Source organism: Methylovulum sp. (assembly GCF_028687615.1).
Taxonomy (GTDB): Bacteria; Pseudomonadota; Gammaproteobacteria; order Methylococcales; family Methylomonadaceae; genus Methylovulum.
In genome coordinates, this window is sequence record NZ_JAQTZU010000043.1 from 1 (window position 1) to 16142 (window position 16142).

The 16142-nt window shown below is 47.6% G+C and carries 20 protein-coding genes and 1 pseudogene; 12 read left to right on the forward strand and 9 right to left on the reverse strand.

Annotation, left to right across the window (positions count from 1 at the left end):
* A pseudogene (locus PHH59_RS16070) lies at window positions 1-260 on the reverse strand (IS1 family transposase); the annotation flags it as partial.
* Between the two features lie 142 nt (window positions 261-402).
* Here PHH59_RS16070 and PHH59_RS16075 point away from each other — a divergent pair.
* Together PHH59_RS16075 and PHH59_RS16080 are read left to right on the forward strand one after the other, a co-directional pair.
* A complete protein-coding gene (locus tag PHH59_RS16075) occupies window positions 403-1482 on the forward strand; it encodes a DUF3800 domain-containing protein (RefSeq protein WP_300018600.1) in 1080 nt (359 codons plus the stop codon).
* A gap of 96 nt (window positions 1483-1578) precedes the next feature.
* Window positions 1579-1908, forward strand: coding sequence for a UPF0175 family protein (locus PHH59_RS16080; RefSeq protein ID WP_300018603.1), 330 nt, complete (start codon window positions 1579-1581; stop codon window positions 1906-1908).
* Between the two features lie 398 nt (window positions 1909-2306).
* On the opposite strand, the gene PHH59_RS16085 is transcribed toward PHH59_RS16080, so the two are convergent.
* Together PHH59_RS16085 and PHH59_RS16090 are read right to left on the reverse strand one after the other, a co-directional pair.
* On the reverse strand, window positions 2307-2630 hold the full coding sequence (locus tag PHH59_RS16085) for a type II toxin-antitoxin system HicB family antitoxin (RefSeq protein WP_300018606.1): 324 nt from the start codon (window positions 2628-2630) through the stop codon (window positions 2307-2309).
* Entirely contained in the window at window positions 2620-2877 is a 258-nt protein-coding gene (locus PHH59_RS16090; protein WP_300018609.1) for a hypothetical protein, read from the reverse strand. The genes PHH59_RS16085 and PHH59_RS16090 overlap by 11 nt, the downstream gene beginning before the upstream one ends.
* Window positions 2878-3026: 149 nt before the next feature.
* Between PHH59_RS16090 and PHH59_RS16095 the strand changes: the two genes are divergently transcribed.
* The 4 genes from PHH59_RS16095 to PHH59_RS16110 all read left to right on the forward strand — a co-directional run bounded on the left by PHH59_RS16095 (window position 3027) and on the right by PHH59_RS16110 (window position 4319).
* A complete protein-coding gene (locus PHH59_RS16095) occupies window positions 3027-3233 on the forward strand; it encodes a UPF0175 family protein (RefSeq protein WP_300018613.1) in 207 nt (68 codons plus the stop codon).
* Between the two features lie 35 nt (window positions 3234-3268).
* Window positions 3269-3400 (forward strand): hypothetical protein, encoded by a 132-nt coding sequence (locus PHH59_RS16100; protein WP_300018616.1) that lies wholly within the window; start codon window positions 3269-3271, stop codon window positions 3398-3400.
* A 10-nt stretch (window positions 3401-3410) separates the two neighbouring features.
* On the forward strand, window positions 3411-3701 hold the full coding sequence (locus tag PHH59_RS16105) for a DUF3368 domain-containing protein (RefSeq protein WP_300018618.1): 291 nt from the start codon (window positions 3411-3413) through the stop codon (window positions 3699-3701).
* Between the two features lie 75 nt (window positions 3702-3776).
* A complete protein-coding gene (locus PHH59_RS16110) occupies window positions 3777-4319 on the forward strand; it encodes a hypothetical protein (protein WP_300018620.1) in 543 nt (180 codons plus the stop codon).
* A gap of 452 nt (window positions 4320-4771) precedes the next feature.
* Here the strand turns inward: PHH59_RS16110 and PHH59_RS16115 are convergent, their stop codons facing one another.
* The 3 genes from PHH59_RS16115 to PHH59_RS16125 form a co-directional block, all read right to left on the reverse strand.
* Window positions 4772-5620 carry a GNAT family N-acetyltransferase gene (locus PHH59_RS16115; RefSeq protein ID WP_300018622.1) on the reverse strand — a complete coding sequence of 283 codons (849 nt, stop codon included), beginning with the start codon at window positions 5618-5620 and terminating at the stop codon, window positions 4772-4774.
* 99 nt (window positions 5621-5719) lie between these two features.
* Window positions 5720-6037: a chaperone modulator CbpM gene (locus PHH59_RS16120; protein ID WP_300018624.1), complete on the reverse strand. Its 318-nt coding sequence runs from the start codon at window positions 6035-6037 to the stop codon at window positions 5720-5722.
* Window positions 6038-6042: 5 nt separating this feature from the next.
* Entirely contained in the window at window positions 6043-6990 is a 948-nt protein-coding gene (locus tag PHH59_RS16125; RefSeq protein WP_300018627.1) for a DnaJ C-terminal domain-containing protein, read from the reverse strand.
* Window positions 6991-7209: 219 nt separating this feature from the next.
* Here PHH59_RS16125 and PHH59_RS16130 point away from each other — a divergent pair, with 219 nt between their 5' ends.
* Complete coding sequence (locus tag PHH59_RS16130; protein WP_300018630.1) at window positions 7210-7641, forward strand: hypothetical protein; 432 nt, start codon at window positions 7210-7212, stop codon at window positions 7639-7641.
* Window positions 7607-7969, forward strand: a complete 363-nt coding sequence (locus tag PHH59_RS16135) for a Crp/Fnr family transcriptional regulator (protein WP_300018633.1) — start codon at window positions 7607-7609, stop codon at window positions 7967-7969. The genes PHH59_RS16130 and PHH59_RS16135 overlap by 35 nt, the downstream gene beginning before the upstream one ends.
* 505 nt (window positions 7970-8474) lie before the next feature.
* Here the strand turns inward: PHH59_RS16135 and fae are convergent.
* Window positions 8475-9038, reverse strand: coding sequence for a formaldehyde-activating enzyme (gene fae, locus PHH59_RS16140; RefSeq protein ID WP_300018636.1), 564 nt, complete (start codon window positions 9036-9038; stop codon window positions 8475-8477).
* Window positions 9039-9202: 164 nt separating this feature from the next.
* On the opposite strand from fae, the gene PHH59_RS16145 reads away from it, so the two are divergent.
* The 3 genes from PHH59_RS16145 (at window position 9203) to PHH59_RS16155 (ending at window position 12524) form a co-directional block, all read left to right on the forward strand.
* A complete protein-coding gene (locus tag PHH59_RS16145; RefSeq protein WP_300018639.1) occupies window positions 9203-10309 on the forward strand; it encodes a hypothetical protein in 1107 nt (368 codons plus the stop codon).
* A gap of 76 nt (window positions 10310-10385) precedes the next feature.
* Window positions 10386-10892: a hypothetical protein gene (locus PHH59_RS16150; RefSeq protein WP_300018642.1), complete on the forward strand. Its 507-nt coding sequence runs from the start codon at window positions 10386-10388 to the stop codon at window positions 10890-10892.
* Window positions 10893-10916: 24 nt separating this feature from the next.
* Window positions 10917-12524, forward strand: a complete 1608-nt coding sequence (locus tag PHH59_RS16155) for a protein adenylyltransferase SelO (RefSeq protein ID WP_300018645.1) — start codon at window positions 10917-10919, stop codon at window positions 12522-12524.
* 892 nt (window positions 12525-13416) lie between these two features.
* On the opposite strand, the gene PHH59_RS16160 is transcribed toward PHH59_RS16155, so the two are convergent.
* Entirely contained in the window at window positions 13417-14379 is a 963-nt protein-coding gene (locus tag PHH59_RS16160; RefSeq protein WP_300018648.1) for a beta-ribofuranosylaminobenzene 5'-phosphate synthase family protein, read from the reverse strand.
* Window positions 14380-14443: 64 nt separating this feature from the next.
* Complete coding sequence (locus PHH59_RS16165; RefSeq protein WP_300018651.1) at window positions 14444-15112, reverse strand: HAD family phosphatase; 669 nt, start codon at window positions 15110-15112, stop codon at window positions 14444-14446.
* Window positions 15113-15482: 370 nt separating this feature from the next.
* Between PHH59_RS16165 and PHH59_RS16170 the strand changes: the two genes are divergently transcribed.
* Window positions 15483-16016, forward strand: coding sequence for an SRPBCC family protein (locus tag PHH59_RS16170; RefSeq protein ID WP_300018654.1), 534 nt, complete (start codon window positions 15483-15485; stop codon window positions 16014-16016).
* The last annotated feature ends 126 nt before the right edge of the window (window positions 16017-16142 follow it).

Below are 16142 nucleotides of genomic sequence, written 5' to 3' on the forward strand. Positions count from 1 at the left end.
ACCCGCGCATAAAGCCGGTTCACGTAGTTTTGTAGCCACCGCTCGGAAACCCCGACAACACGGGCTATACCCGCCAAGGGGATGCGCTCAAGCAACAGGCGGCCGATTAGACTTTTTTGTCCCAGGCTGACACGCTGTTTCTTGGGGTTCTGGACAAACTGGCGGCCACAGGTTTGGCAACGGTATTTTTGCCGCCCTGTCCGGGGATGGCGGCCATTTTTTACAAGGGAGCTGGCGTGGCAGTGCGGGCAGTAGGTCATCGGGGCAAAAAGTAGCAATTTTAGACCGTTTGGCTCTCCTTTTGTAGGCTCTGCTTTAACCGCTTGCTTTTTTGCAAATCATTCCGATTGCGGGACTACCCCAAATTAAATCAGGTAGACTTACAGAAGATAACTTACCTCTATGCGTACAACAATTGCATTCGATGAATCGGGAAACACTGGAGGTAATGGTCTTTTGGACCAGAATCAACCTGTTTTTGTTTTGGCCTCATGCCGTTTTTCGGAAAATGAAGCGAAAAATCTGCTTACGGAATACATTTATACCCATCAAACAATTGAAGCTAAGTTTACAAAATTAAAAAAAAGCAATGCAGGGCAAAAAAGCTTAATTAAATTCTTGAATGAAATTGCAAAATCCCCTAATGAAATAAAAATCATGATCTACCACAAGCAATTTATGGTGGTAACAAAAATAGTTGATATGCTTATTGAAGAATTGGCTTATAAAAAAGGGATTGACTTATATCAAAACGGGACAAACGTGAGCATGTCCAACATGTTTTACTATCTCACCCCGATTCTTTGTGGAAAAGAAAATACATTCAATATGTATCAAGCTTTTGTTGAGATGATAAAAAAACAAGACGATGCTTCAATAGCCAATTTTTATTATTCAGCATGGCAAGTCTATAGCGCGAGCATTGATGAAAGGTATCAATCAAAGCTAAAGCCTATCCTAACAACTGAGCCATTAATAAAAGATATATTGAAGAATACAGACCTCAATTCATTAGACCCTGCAATCCCCGCTTTCTTTGCACTATGTGCCTTTTGGGGAAAAGAACTTAATGATAATTTTGACGTGCTGCATGACAATTCAAAACCAATATTCCAAGAAAAAGAAACGCTAGAAGCCTGTATGTCCGAAGTTATACCAAAAGCATTAATTGGCTATGACATACGAAAGTTTGAATTTCCGTTAAAGGCCAATGGCGTTGTTTTTGGCGATTCAAAAAAAGATTACCGCTTGCAGGTTGCTGATTTATTAGCAGGAAGTTTTGCATACTGGGCTAAAGGTAGAGCAAACAATTGCATAAGAGATGATCTTTGGCAAAAATTGAACGATCTAAATCTTGAGCAATTCCCCATATTTCCAGTCTGGCCTCATGACCCTAACGATATTTCTTCTTTAGAAAAATATACTGATGATGGTAGTGGGGTAAATGCTGTTGATTATATGTGTCAGCACGTTAATCCGTAAGCCAGGTACAGTAAGCTGTGCGTACCGTCATCTCGGCTACACGATGATTTTGTAAAAAAGGTACGCACGGCAATTTAACAGCAATACATGTCCACCATGCACACCCTATCTTTACCCTATCCCGATGACTTGCTCATCACCTCAGGAAAATCCCCGCAAGCTCTGGAAAAAGAACTGACTTTTTTGCTGGCTGTTAAGTTGTTTGAACTCCGTCGCTTCTCTCTAGGTAAAGCAGCCGCATTTTGCAATATGGGCAAATTGCAATTTATGTTTGAGTTGGGACGGTTGGAGATTCCGGTTATCAATCTGGATGACGACCAAATCGCTGATGAACTGAGCCGTGTAGGGTGGGCAACGCTCTTTTGCCCACCATTTATAACGGCAAAAGGTGGGCAAACGATAAAGCTATTTGCCCACCCTACATAGATATCTTTGATATATCGCGCATTTTTTGCTGGTTTCCTAAAGCTAGTGCTTGGAAGAGACCAGCAAAAAATCAACCCGCCAATTTCGCACTAGCCAAGCGATTCAGGCTAATCCCTTGTTCAGCAACGCGGTAAGGCGCAATTCGTAGGGCGTAATAGCGAAGCGTATTGCGCCGAATGTCAAACCTCACCATGCGGCGCAATACGGCTATCGCACATTGCGCTCTACGGCTCTAATCCATTCAAACAGCCCGGTAGGGTGGGCAACGCTGTTCTGCCCACCATTAATACCACCAAACGGTGGGCAAACGATAAAGCTGTTTGCCCACCCTACATTGATATATAAAGCATTTTTTCATGGTTTCCTAAAGCTGGAGCTTGGAAAAGACCAACAAAAAATCACCCCGCCAATTTCGCACTAGCCAAGCGATTCAGGCTAATGCCCTGTTCAGCAGCTTGCATGGCTAAGGCGCGGTGGATTTCGGGCGGTATCCTAACGCGGAATTCGCCGCTGTAGCGTTTTTCAGCCAGCGGTTCAGGAATGCCCTCGCCGTTGTTTTGCATGTCCGCCACAACCTCGGCAACCAGTTGCCGGATACCTGCCAATGCAGCTTCTGGCGTATGGGCCAGCCAAGACAACGATGGAAATTCGGTACACAGCCCGATGTGTTCGCCATCTTCGGTTGACCAAGTTAAGCGGTAAGTGTAATGGTCAATGTTCATTTTCGCGCTCCTTTAATTTGTCGATAGCCAATAGCACTTGCCGGACTTGATAGGCTTTGGCCTTCCCTTTATCGTTTTGGATATTGATGCGGGGATCGCCTAGCCAAGGCGTTTTGAATATTGTATGGCTAGTGCCGGATTGTCGTGGTTTTCCAAAAAATGCTTCACAAATTTTAAGCAAGTCCGAATACCGTACATTATTCGGCTCACGGAGCATTTGTTCGAGTATTTTTTTATTAGTAGCCATGTTTAAATGGTATCAATAGTGGCACCAATTAGTCAATTGACAGAGCGCATTGTTGTAAGTCGTATACAAATCGTCTCACCGGAATAAAATTTACATCTGATGTTAAACTAATCAAGAACAGGCAATTTAATAGCACAACAGGACACCCCATGCCCACCCTATCCTTACCCTATCCCGACGATTTGCTCATCACCTCAGGAAAATCCCCGCAAGCCCTAGAAAAAGAACTGACTTTTTTGCTAGCAGTTAAGCTATTTGAACTGCGTCGTTTCTCCCTAGGCAAAGCCGCCGCATTTTGCGATATGGGTTGTGCAGTTTATGTTCGAGCTGGGGCGGTTGGAGATTCCGGTTATTAATCTGGATGACGACCAAATCGCCGATGAACTGAACGATGACTAAACGCACGATTGTTGGCGACAGCAGCCCGTTGATTGCCTTGGCCGTGATTGGGCAGCTTGATTTATTGCCAAAACTCTACCAGCAAGTGGTGATTCCCGAAAAAGTCTGGGAAGTGTACGGTTGATGGTGCGGGTTTGCCTGGCGCATCGGCGATAAGCCAACTGGACTGGCTGATATTGCAAAAATCATCACCAGAGTTGGTAAGGCCGTTATCCATCTTGCTCGATCCCGGCGAAGCGGAAGCCATTGCTTTGGCGACGGGTTTACCGGACTGTACGGTCTTGCTTGACGACGCCCAAGCCCGCCGCGTCGCCGAACGATTTGGAGTAAATCGTATCGGCACATTAGGCATTTTACGCAAAGCCAAGAAATCAGGATTAATTGCGGAGATTAAACCATTCACGGTGCAATTACAGCAAAGTTAAAAATGTAAATCTTGAGTTGATTTATCTTAGTGGCTTAATATTGTTTATCTGCGCTTACAATCGAGGAAAAGTGTTATGAATAATAAAAATAGGAAATTTTGGCTTGTATTGCTTACCGTTGCATTGGTATTAGCCGGTATTGTTGCCCAATCGGAAACGGTATCTGCAAATGTCCTGCCTTCGGCGGGCACTTTGGCTTTGATTAAATCCACCTGCCCATCCGGGCCAAACCAGTATCAAGAATTCACCCGCTTGAAGACCGAAATCGCCGCAGCCGATACAATCGATCAAGCCCGTGCACTGGCACTTGCCCCCACCGACAGTGCCATTGGTGCACTTAAGAATGCCCGTACCATGATGCCTTTCAGCAACGACCTGCGTAGTGCCGAAACTCGGCTTAATGATGTACGCTCACATATTCTGGTGGCATCCTCCCAAGAGCAAGTCGCCGACCAATTCGACGGCATGATGCTTGCCGGACTTGATAATGACCACGCCGCCCATGTTAAAGTGGGAAGCGGTGCTTGCGATTATTCATCAGGCGAACTGATTGCTATTGTAATCGGCTTGGTTTTGGGGATCATTCCTGGATTGATTTTAATGGTCGTCTTATGCTGACAAACGTGGCGATTGGATTGACCGGGCGTAAAGCCGGGCCGCCCCCAATTTTCTGGACAATTTAACTAAACAGGCAGGTGGGTAACGAAGAAGCCCCACCACTTGTCACGCTGGCATTAACAACTCCAAAAACGCAGGGCAACCCAGTGGTGAACTTGATAGGTTAAGTTTGGGGATCTTGATTTAGCTTTGTTGGGCTTCCTATCGTCAGCACCAACGCATTTATTCTCAGGTTTTCAACAAACAGCCTTTACCTCCAAATCCATACGCATCAAGCTAAGGAATTTTTCCACGAAAGCCAACAGTAGGCGCATTAGGCGACACGAAAAACACGAAATTTTATCTAGTGATTTTCGTGTCTTCCGTGATTTTCGTGATTTTCGTGGACAACTATCATTAAAACTATGGATTTTCTCCTTAGCTTGATGCGTATGCCTCCAAATCCGCCCCAACTAGCCCAACTCCAAGGTCGTAACGCCAAACACCTTCCCCAATTCCATGTCAGGCATCGCCAATGTATACATTCGAGCGGTTTCAAACACAGGCTGCAAGTTACGGTTTTTAACTAACGCCATCGCTTGCAAATTAACTTCCGGGACGTCGATAAAAAAATCGCTGCCAGCGGGAATGCCCGCCAGCAAGTCGTTCAACAGGTATTCCGCCGCATCCAAATCATCGGCAAACAAGGGGCCAATTTTAAAGCTGTTAAGACATGCGCGGATAACACCGAATCCGGCAAGTTGGTTTTGCCTGAGGATTACCAATGCCGTGCCGTGTTCTTGGCTAAGCCATTTTTGCAGAAATACCGCTCTGGAAGCCGGAAACACGGTGCGGTCATACGCCAATAATTCCGCAAACGGCAACTCAGCCGCCGCGATAATATTAGTAGCCAGTATAGGCACAAACGAACCCGTGTTGCCTTGATAGCGGATATGGCGATAGGCGATGCGAAAGCCGGATTTTTGATAATTGGCCTGCTGGGCAATCACGCCATCCAAGCCGATGTTGCGCCCTTGCAGATAGCGCATCGCCGTTTGCCAAAGCTGCATACCAAAGCCTTGGTTACGCCACTCAGGTTTGACTATGTACAGCCCGATAAAACCGTAATCGTCACCGTACTTGACTGCGGAAATACTGCCAATCGGTTCGCCGTCCAGTAAGCCTATAAAAAAACCGTTCGGGTCGGCTTGGTGGAAACATTCGGCATCAGCCAAACCAGGCCGCCAGCCTTCTTGTCCTGCCCAGTCCAGCACCTGCTTGAGCTGTGTGCAAGCCATTGTTTTTATGAAAAAATTAGTCATGTGCCAAGCTCACAAAAGTCATTGGTCATCGGGATGAGGGGAATAATGATTAGGTCAAGACAATGGTACCGTAACCACTCCCCATGCTTTTGCCCGTCATTAGCCCTGCCCCATTTTTTTTATTTGGGCACGAAGATTATCCAATTCTTCAATCAAATCGAGCGCCAGCGCAATTCCGGCAAGATTGACCCCTAAATCACGCTGCAATCTAAACGCAGAACGGACACGCACCAGACTAGCACCGGAAAAATACCAATGTGAAAGTCCTTGGCCCTTGGGTTCTATGATGCTTTCTTCCACCAAACTGATCACCCAATCGGTCTGGACACCGCAGGCATCACATAATTGCTCCAAGCTCAGATTGTCTTCTTCGATGACAATGCCGGTATGCACCAATGATAAATCGTAAGAATCCATAAGCTTTATACCCCCAGGTACTGACGCGGATTAAAATCAAAGGCTTGCTGCATTTTTTCGTAAGCCGCCTTGGCTTTCTCGGTGTCCGCAGGTGGCAAGGCTATTTGCAGCACCACAAAAAAATCGCCAGGGCTTGGGCCAGGCAAACCGCGGCCTTTTAAGCGCAATTTATTGCCTGGTTTTGAATTGGGTGGAATTTTAAGGTCAACCTGCCCTTCCGGTGTCGGCACTTTCATTTTCGCTCCTAACACCGCTTCCCACGGTGCAACCGGCAAATCCAAATACACATCGGATTCCAACACCCGATAAAGCGGATGGTTGTTAAATGCAATTTCAAGAAACAAATCCCCGGCCTTACCACCGCGTACCCCTGGATCGCCCTGCCCCGCCAGTTTGATGTGTTGGCCGGGTTTAATGCCCTTGGGGATTTTCACATTCAGGCTTCTGTGCTTGACTTGCACTTGGCCTTGCGCGTTGAGTTCAGGAACGCTCAGGGAGATATTACGCACCGCACCATGAAAACTGTCTTCCAAATCGATATGGATTTTCGCATGGCTGTCTTGTCCCTGGGCATGGAAACTTTGCTGCCCTCCAGTTGCCTGACCAAACCCCGCCCGCCCAAATAATTGCTCAAAAAAATCACTGTAGGCACTGGCCTCATCGCCGGTAAAACCGCCGCCGCTAAACTCGAAGCCCTCGTCCCAGTTGGGCGGTGGCCTGAAATCTTCACCGGCTTTCCAGTTGGCGCCTAGTTGGTCATAAGCCGCGCGTTTTTCGGGGTCTTTCAGCACTTCATAAGCTTCGCCTAGCTCTTTGAATTTGGCTTCCGCATCCGTTTCCTTGCTGACATCCGGGTGATATTTACGCGCCAGTTTCCGGTAGGCGCGTTTGATTTCATCTTGACCCGCATCCCGCGCCACGCCCATTATTTTGTAATAATCTTTATACTGCATCCCGTTACCCACCTGTTTCATAAGCTCGCGAACCGCCAGCTTTGCTATTTTGCTGCACACTTGCCCTAAAAATAGCTTCTTTCTGCATTTTGATAAAGAGGAAAATTAATCCTGCGAAGAATTTGAGTTATTTTAGCTTTGGTGGGTGGTATCCAAAATCTGCGTTATATTCTGGAAAACATCATTTATTCAAGGTCATGGCAGGGCGCGGAAATCATTATGAACAATCAAGACATAAATTATCAATTCGAACAACTGATAAAGATAGGCGTCTCGTTATCGTCCGAAATGAACACCGATCTGTTGCTGGAAATGATTTTGCAAGGGGCAATGCCGATCAGAAATGCCGATGGCGGCACTTTATACCAGATTCACGGCAATGCCATAAAAATGGAAATTGTCCATTCCGATAGTTTGGGCATCAAACCAAGCATATCGACCCCGATTTGTACGACACCTTCATCAAGCACAAAATTTACAAACGCTATGCCGAACAATTTCTGGATGCTTATCAAAATGATGTTGACTGAGAGTGAAGCATTGATAATAGCGTATCCTATCGTGCTAAAATCCGTCTCCATCAAATTTTACCAACCCCATCACTTAAGGAAAAATCATGTCGTTGCTGCCCAATTTTCATATCTTAAATAACGATAAAGAAGTCGAAAATTATTCGGCAGGCCAGATCATATTTTCAGAAGGCCAAACCGGTGAAGATATGTACTACATTAAATCAGGGGAAGTGACCATCAAATTGGACGGCAAAGACTTGATCACCTTAGGTGCAGGTGAGATTTTTGGGGAAATGGCCTTGATTGACAGCAAAATCAGGTATGCCAACGCCATTGCTAAAACCGACTGTGCAGTGGTTGCCATCAATGAAAAATATTTCAACTTCCTCGTCCAGGAACATCCGTATTTTGCCCTGAACGTCATGCGCGTGTTGGCCGACCGCTTGCGCAAACAGACCCAATCTTGAAGCATGTAAATACCCAGCCAAGTGGCCCACTGCCCACAGTTAAGGAATAAATATTAATATTCATGCGGTTACGATTATGTTTTTGTGGTTAATATCAATTGTAGGTCGGGTCGCCTAATGCGCCTACTATTGGTAGCGTCAGCGTAACCCGACCTACAAATTCGTAATACATTGTTTTAATTAAATTAAACTCTTAACTGTGGGCAGTGGGCCAAGTAATTGCTTGCTTTGACAATCCAATCTTATCCTTTTACCAAATAGCGTCCATCTTGGCTGCGTTGGATTGTCTCCATCACTTTACCCGCCATGGCTTGTTTCAAGAAAATCATCCAGCCCGCTTTCTGGACTAAATTACATGTATACGTCTTCGCATTGTCAGCCACCATAGACGCAAACCAAAACAATGGGTAGTGGATCAAACTTGTGTTTTGGGGAGTACAAACCCAGATTTGTACTCCGTCCAGTTTAATCAAACCACGGATTTGACCCGCCACCAAAATAATACCTACCACTGCGACTCGCCGGTCTCCGGGTCATACATCTCATGGACTATCGTATTACGGTTGGCGATCAGTTCTTCAATCGTCGGCGAGTTGTTCATGGCGCGGGAAATTGCCAGTTTCATGGCTTCGTAATTGGTGCGGTACAAATCTTTGCGATCCAATTCTGGATTGGTGGCGCATTCAGGTGCGATCCAGATCATCGCGATGATGCACAAATCGTTCGCCAATCCAGCGGGGATGACGCCGGCGATGACGCTGTCCAGCACGGCATCGGCGATGGCCGATTGCACCGGGCCGCCGAACAGGTTGACGTAAGCGGCGGATTTGATGGTCACTTTCGGTACGATCATGGTGGCGGGGCGCACTTGTTGGTTGCAAGCACGGATGGCAAACATACGGGTATGGCCTTCGGTTTGCCCCATCAAATTGGCGAATGCCTGCCCGGCCGGGCCTTTGACGCTGCCGATCAAGATTTCCGGCATGGCATCGGTGCCCTGGCCTTCGCTGGAAAATACCGTGGCTTCGCCGGTCCTGAACCATATTGAATCTGCTGTTATGTCTGACATGGATAACCCTTTCTTAAAATATGAAAAAACGGGCATTCTAGCGGATAATCACTGACGGGCAATAGTTATCTAGTTTTGTCGAAATCGGCTGAACATTTGGTTCATTGCGGGTTCAGAGAGATTAACCAATACTTGAATCATTTTTATTTCGTCAGGAACCCATTATGAAACACGCTTTATCCACCGCCGCTTTTGCCTTGTCCCTATTTGCCAGCCCACTCACCCAGGCACAGGCGTTAAACCTGCCCTTACAACTTGATTACGCACTGATCAACAAATTGGTCAGCAACAGCCTGTACAAAGGTGCAGGCAATACCGCCGAGCTTTGGCAAGACGGGCAAAAATGCAGCTCCTTAAAACTCGCCAACCTAAAAATTGACGGCAAAGACCAACAAATCCGCTTAGAGAACGATGTGCTGGTACAGTTCGGCACAAAACTGGGCGGCCAGTGCATCCCCATCTTAAACTGGCAAGGGGTGTTGGAAACCTTGCAGCAGCCCGTCTTGAACGCCGACCATACGGTGCTGAGCCTACCCGTAACCCAAGCCATTGCTTACGACCAACAAGGCCACCAGGTCAATATCAACAAGTTGCAAGATTTGCTCAAAAGTGTCGTTGAACCGAAGTTGGCGGGGCTAAGCATTGATTTGAACCGTGTGCATAAGGACATGGAGCGTAACGTCAACCTGTGGCTGCCCAAACCGGAAGCGGCGGAACTCAGCCAAATGCTCAACAGCTTGACCTTCACCAGCGCGGCGGCCAACGATCAGGGCATCGCCGTGCAATTGGGCCTGGACGCCCCTATCCAACATGCCGCGCAAGCCCCCAGTGCCGCACTCAACCCAAACGAACAACAACAATGGCAAGCAATATGGCAAAACTGGGAAGGCTTGCTTAACAAAGCCATCAAAGGCATGGGTCAAGATCAACAAAGCCAAGCGTTACAAGCCACCTTAAGCAATGTGCTGCAAGCCTCGCGCACAGCTTTCCAAGCAGGTTTGACAGGCCAGGACACCGGCGGCAAGGATCCGGTGCGTGACTTTTTCAGCCAATCCTGGGAAAAACTGACCCCGCAATTAAAGCAACTCAGCAAACAAATGCCTGGCTTGGATGGCTTTAATTATCTGGGCATACTCGCCGCAACCGATGTGCTGTATGAATTGGAAAACAAAGTTGCGCCATTAGGGATCACCTTGACTTCGGATGGTTTGCGGAAACTGGCACGATTGTTGATTGCAGGTAAGCAACAACAGATCCAAGCACGGCAATGACCATCCTCCAAAACAGGTTTCGATTCCGTTTAAGTTACTAAAAATTAACCAGAATTAAGCATCGGAGGAAAACACAATGAAACACTTTATGGCAATTTTCCTGATATTTTCTTTGGCTTTTTTCATCACGCCAACATACGCCGAAGTATTCAAATGTGTGATTGATGACAAAACCGTTTATCAACCCGAACCTTGCCCTGCCGCCGCCGTTAAACAAGCGGAAATTGTCATAGAAAAACCTGATCCGGCTAAAACTGCCGAAGCACAAGCCAAATTAAAAGCCTGGGAAAACGATTTTTCCCAACGGGAGGTGGCGGAGCGGCAGGCCCAAAAAGAACGGCAAACGGAATTGGATAGACAGGCGGAAATTGACGCACTTAACCGCAGCGCCAAGGCGCAAGAAGAACTCGCCGAAGAAGCCAAACATCCGCATATCATCAACCGTCCCTATATCGTCAACCCCTATTTCTATCCTTATCAACGTCCAAGCGGACATGGTTTTGATCAACACCATCATCACGATCCTGACCATCAACCACAACCGCCTGGACAAAGGCATCCTTTGAAGTTCAACCCACATTAACCATTATTTTTTCAGCCTCCCCTTATGACCGTAAAACACGCGTTAGATCAATTGAACTTTGATAACTCGTTCATTCGAGAGCTTCCAGCCGATACTGAGCCGCAAAATTTCCGCCGCCAAGTTTTAGGTGCTTGCTATTCCAAAGTGCTACCCACACTCGTCAGCCAACCCACATTAGTCGCCTACTCGCGTGAAGTGGCGGAACTTTTGGATTTAACGGACGAAGCGTGTACCGGCGACGAATTTGCCGATATTTTCACCGGCAACCGCTTGGCGCAAGGCATGGACAGTTACGCAAGCTGTTATGGCGGACATCAGTTCGGCAACTGGGCGGGGCAACTCGGCGATGGCCGGGCGATTAATCTGGGCGAAGTGCTCAATCGACGCGGCGAACGTTGGACACTGCAACTCAAAGGTGCTGGCCCTACGCCCTACTCGCGCACTGCCGATGGTTTGGCGGTGCTGCGCTCATCGGTACGGGAATTTTTGTGCAGCGAAGCCATGTTCCATCTTGGCGTCCCCACCACCCGCGCCTTAAGCTTGGTGCTGACCGGCGACACCGTCATCCGCGATATGTTTTACGACGGCAACCCCCAAGCCGAACCAGGGGCGGTAGTCTGCCGGGTCGCGCCCTCGTTCACACGCTTTGGCAGTTTCCAGATTTTTGCCGCCCGTGGCGAAATCGACGTACTCAAACAACTCGCCGATTACACGATACGCACCGATTTTCCGCACTTGGGCGAACCCTCCCCTGCCGTGTATTTAAAATGGTATGAAGAAATTTGCCGCCGCACCGCCGAAATGATATTGCATTGGCAACGGGTCGGGTTTGTACATGGTGTCATGAACACCGACAATATGTCGATCTTGGGACTGACCATAGACTATGGGCCTTATGGTTGGCTGGAGAATTACGACCTGAACTGGACACCCAACACCACCGATGCCGGCGAGCGGCGATACCGCTACGGCAACCAACCCTCAATAGCCTTCTGGAATCTCGGTCAATTGGCAAACGCCATTTTTCCGTTGCTGGACAGTGAAGACATTACCCCCTTGCAAACCGCGCTAAACAGTTACAAACAATGCTTTGCCGAAGGCTGGCAGGCGATGATGGCGGGAAAATTGGGCTTGCAAGCATTTAACCCGGCAACCGACCATGACTTATGCACGGAGTTGCTGACCCTCTTGCAAAGCATCGAAACCGACATGACGATATTCTTCCGCCGCTTGGCGTGGCTGAGCCGCCATGATCTTGAAGCCAATGACGCACAACTGCTGTCCCCCTTGTTGGAAGCGTATTACCTGCCCGAACATATCACGCCAGATTACCAAGCGCGGATGGGTTCATGGCTCAGGGCTTATCTAAAGCGCGTCCACAGCGAAGGTGTGCCCGATGATACACGCCGCCAGCGCATGGATGCCGTCAATCCCAAATATGTGCTACGCAACTATCTGGCCCAATTGGCGATAGACCAAGCCGAACAAGGCGATTTTTCCAAAGTCACAGAATTACTGGAATTGCTGCGCCATCCTTATGATGAACAGCCCGATAAAGAAGATAAGGCCGCCAAAAGACCGGATTGGGCCAGGCAAAGGGCGGGATGCTCGATGTTGTCGTGTAGTTCCTAGTATTTCGTCATTCTTGAAATGTCGAGCAAGGTTAAGCCTTACAAGCCTCACCCGTCAAAACAATGCTGACAACATACTAGGTTTGTTCAACATCACTGCAAATGTAGCCAGTTTGTATTAGCGACCGATTAGTCGCCTGATTGGAATCGGGGCAATCCCAATGGTGAGCAGCCACCCGCCCCTACAAATACACCCTCAAGAAATATTACCCGTCAGACCTTTCAAACTTCTTGTGCCCCACAGGACATAAAAGGAACGAAGCGCATCTGTCGAGTTTTTACGCGATTGATGCGCCTCCTGTCGTCGGCACATCCTATAGCTACATCATTGAAAAATAGCGACAAACTCTTAACTTAAGGCATGGCGGTGAGGTAGTTTGGTGGGTAAGCGTTGTATCGATGGGTATTGTGCTTATGGATAAGACTGATAGCAATAAAATGTAGTGCTGTACCGGAAACGTCTGCTGTTATCAGTCTGATCGGGATTTTATTGCGGACTGTTGCTAAAAAAGATGACTTATTTCAAATAGTTTTCCTATTTAAAACAAATTTTTCAATGATTAACAGGAATATACCCAATAAAAAAGGCGTTCTATCCGAGAAAATAGAACGCCAGGATGGCACCAAACACAGGCGAACGTGACGGTAAACTTGACTTACCTTACTACCAGCATTAATAGTGCCACATATTTATATTAATTAAATTCAATTAGTTATAAATAAAACAAAGTCTATCGAATGAACTTGAATAATTTTTTGCACCGAAACCGTGTGATAACATGCTTCTTTGGTGCAAAACTTATTTTTACCGTTAATAAATGGCTTCATACCTTTCAAAAATATTTTTCATTTATTTTCACTTTTGCATTTTAACTATCTGATAATAAATATGTTTAAACATACAACACCTCACCACCGGTATTTCTCGCACTGGCAGTGACCAACGTCAGGTTTTCAAACTGCTTAAACCGCTCACGCGCCTGTTGCGTAACCGCTTCGGCAACTTCCTCACCTTTTACAGCGCAAAAACCGGTTGGGCCCCAGGAAGTCTGGCCTATCGCCACCGCACCTTGTTGTGCCAGCCAAGCCATAACTTCGGCAACTTCAGGGCTAGTGAACACTCCGCCTTGTGCCGGGGCGAAATGTTCGCCTACTGACCGCTGCAACTCGGTGATCACCTCGCCAAATTTATCCAAGTCCTGCTCCGCGACGGCGGGCAACCCTTGCATCAACAATAAATAACACAAACGCGCCGCTTCCAGTGCCGGAAAGGGTGGTAATTGATTGAATGCCTGTATTTCCTGCAAGCCGTGCAAGCCTTGGCCGCGCACATCAAACACCAGCACAAACCGCCAATCATCAGGAATGTCCATGTGCACCAGCACGGGCGGGGTTATTGTTTTTTCGCCGCGTCCGCCATCGACCACCAAACCGCCTTGCTCAAAAATACCGATGCCGATACCGGAACGCAAGCCCCTTTCGGTAACGGCGGCGATCTCGCGGACGGTCAAACCTAAACCATATATGGCATTCAACGCCGTACCTATAGCTAACGCCATTTGTGTGCCAGAACCCAAACCGACATGTTCAGGGATCGCGGCTTCGATAGTGATATTGAGGGCGTCCGGGACATTCAATGCCTCACAAAGCATCGTCAAGCAAAGTTCCGCCCGTTCGCACGATGGCCCGTTTATTGTGCGGGAGATGGCGGGAGCCATCGACAACCGGGTTTCAATCTCATTTAGGGCGATACCGATGCTGCCAAAATTGCGCCCCAGCGAACCACTTAAATCAAAAAAACCCATGTGTAAACGTGCCGGGGCAATGACGGAAACCTTAGAATGTTTAGCTATCAAATTGAGTGTGTAGGTAGTACGGTAAATGTGAAATTATACCTGATTGGCTCAATGATGGGCGAACTCAGAACGTATCATTGATACGTATCATAGCCAGCACCGCATGCAAATCGGGCAATAGCTTACCGCATAATTCAAGTGCTTGGGCCTCAGCAGGAATTACCGAGGGGACCAGCACCGAAAACGCGCCGGCATGGTGTGCTGCGACAATGCCGGTTAGCGAATCCTCCAGAACCCAACACCGCCCGATGGGCGTTTGCAACAATTTCGCCGCTTGCAAAAAAATATCCGGCGCAGGTTTACCGGCAGTGACATCATCACGGGTGACTTGCAATGGAAACGCATGGCCCAAACCTGCCAGTGCCAAGCATTCACGGGCGTTTATGGCCCGGCTGTTGGTTGCCAATGCAAATGGGATGGCTTGCTGGTCAAGATAGTCTAATATTTCCAGCACTCCAGGTTTTACGGGAATACCGTGGACATTTACATAATCACGCCAGCACTCCCCCGCTTGCTGCTTAAACGTCTGTAAATCAAAATCAGCGCCCAAAGCCGCCAGTAATTTTGCTTCTACCGCCTGACCATGCAAACCGGAAAATGACTGGCAAAAACTTTCTGATAAGGCATAACCCATCGCTTGGGCAGCTTGTCGCCAAGCAAAAATGTAAGTGGTTTCGGTGTCGAGCACCAGGCCGTCCAGATCGAAAATGATGGCAGGGCAATTAGGGAACATAGGTATGCTCAAAATCATAAAAAACCAGTTTAGACTTGATGTGGGCAATTTTAAATAGTGCGGCAAATTTATTGGCTACCAACTTAAGGCGGGACAGAGGTAACTTCCCAATTACCCGCAGGACTTTAGACCTGTCAGGTTTTTAAAACCTGACAGGTCTAGCCCAGGTATTTTTGTCCCGCCTAAATGGTAGCCGATTTATTGTTATGTCTAACTGACATTACGCGTTGTCCACGAAAAGTACGAAATGTTTTAAGCCCTGGCCCCGGACATCCGAGACGCTTTTAAAACAATGTCTTAGACCTTAGAAACTTTCAGACAAAAATGATTTATAATTCAATTTCTTATTCTTAAACACGAGGAAACTGCCATGCTGGAAATCATCCCAATTTTAATCATCGTTGCTATCGTCGTATTTCTGGTCATTGTCGCCAGACAACCTGCCGATTTTCGAATTACCCGAACTGGTGTCGTATCCGCTCCGGCATCCGCCATTTTTCCGCATGTGAACACGCTACAAAAATGGGATGCCTGGTCCCCGTGGGCAAAACTCGATCCCGCCGCCACCCATTCCTTCGACGGCCCTGAAGCGGGAATCGGCGCCAAAATGAGTTGGGCAGGCAATAACAAAGTCGGCGTAGGCAGCATGACCATCACCAACAGCCGCCCTGACGAATACATCCAATTCAGATTGGATTTTCAAAAACCTTTCAAAGCCACTAATACATCGGAATTCATTTTCACATCCAAAGACGACCAAACCACCGTGACTTGGAGCATGACAGGTACAAATAACTTGATGGGCAAAGCGATGGGGCTGATCATGAACTGCGACAAAATGGTCGGCGGGCAGTTTGAACAGGGTTTGGCGAGCCTGAAAACGCTTGTTGAAGAAGTGGCTTAGCAGGGCCACCTCATTAAAATACCTGAGCCAAAATCTCAGTTAAAAGCAAGTCATCCCAGCCAGCGGCCTTACGCATACGTTTGACACTCATGCGTTTCTTTGGGGTTTGCCTGATCATGTTCAAGG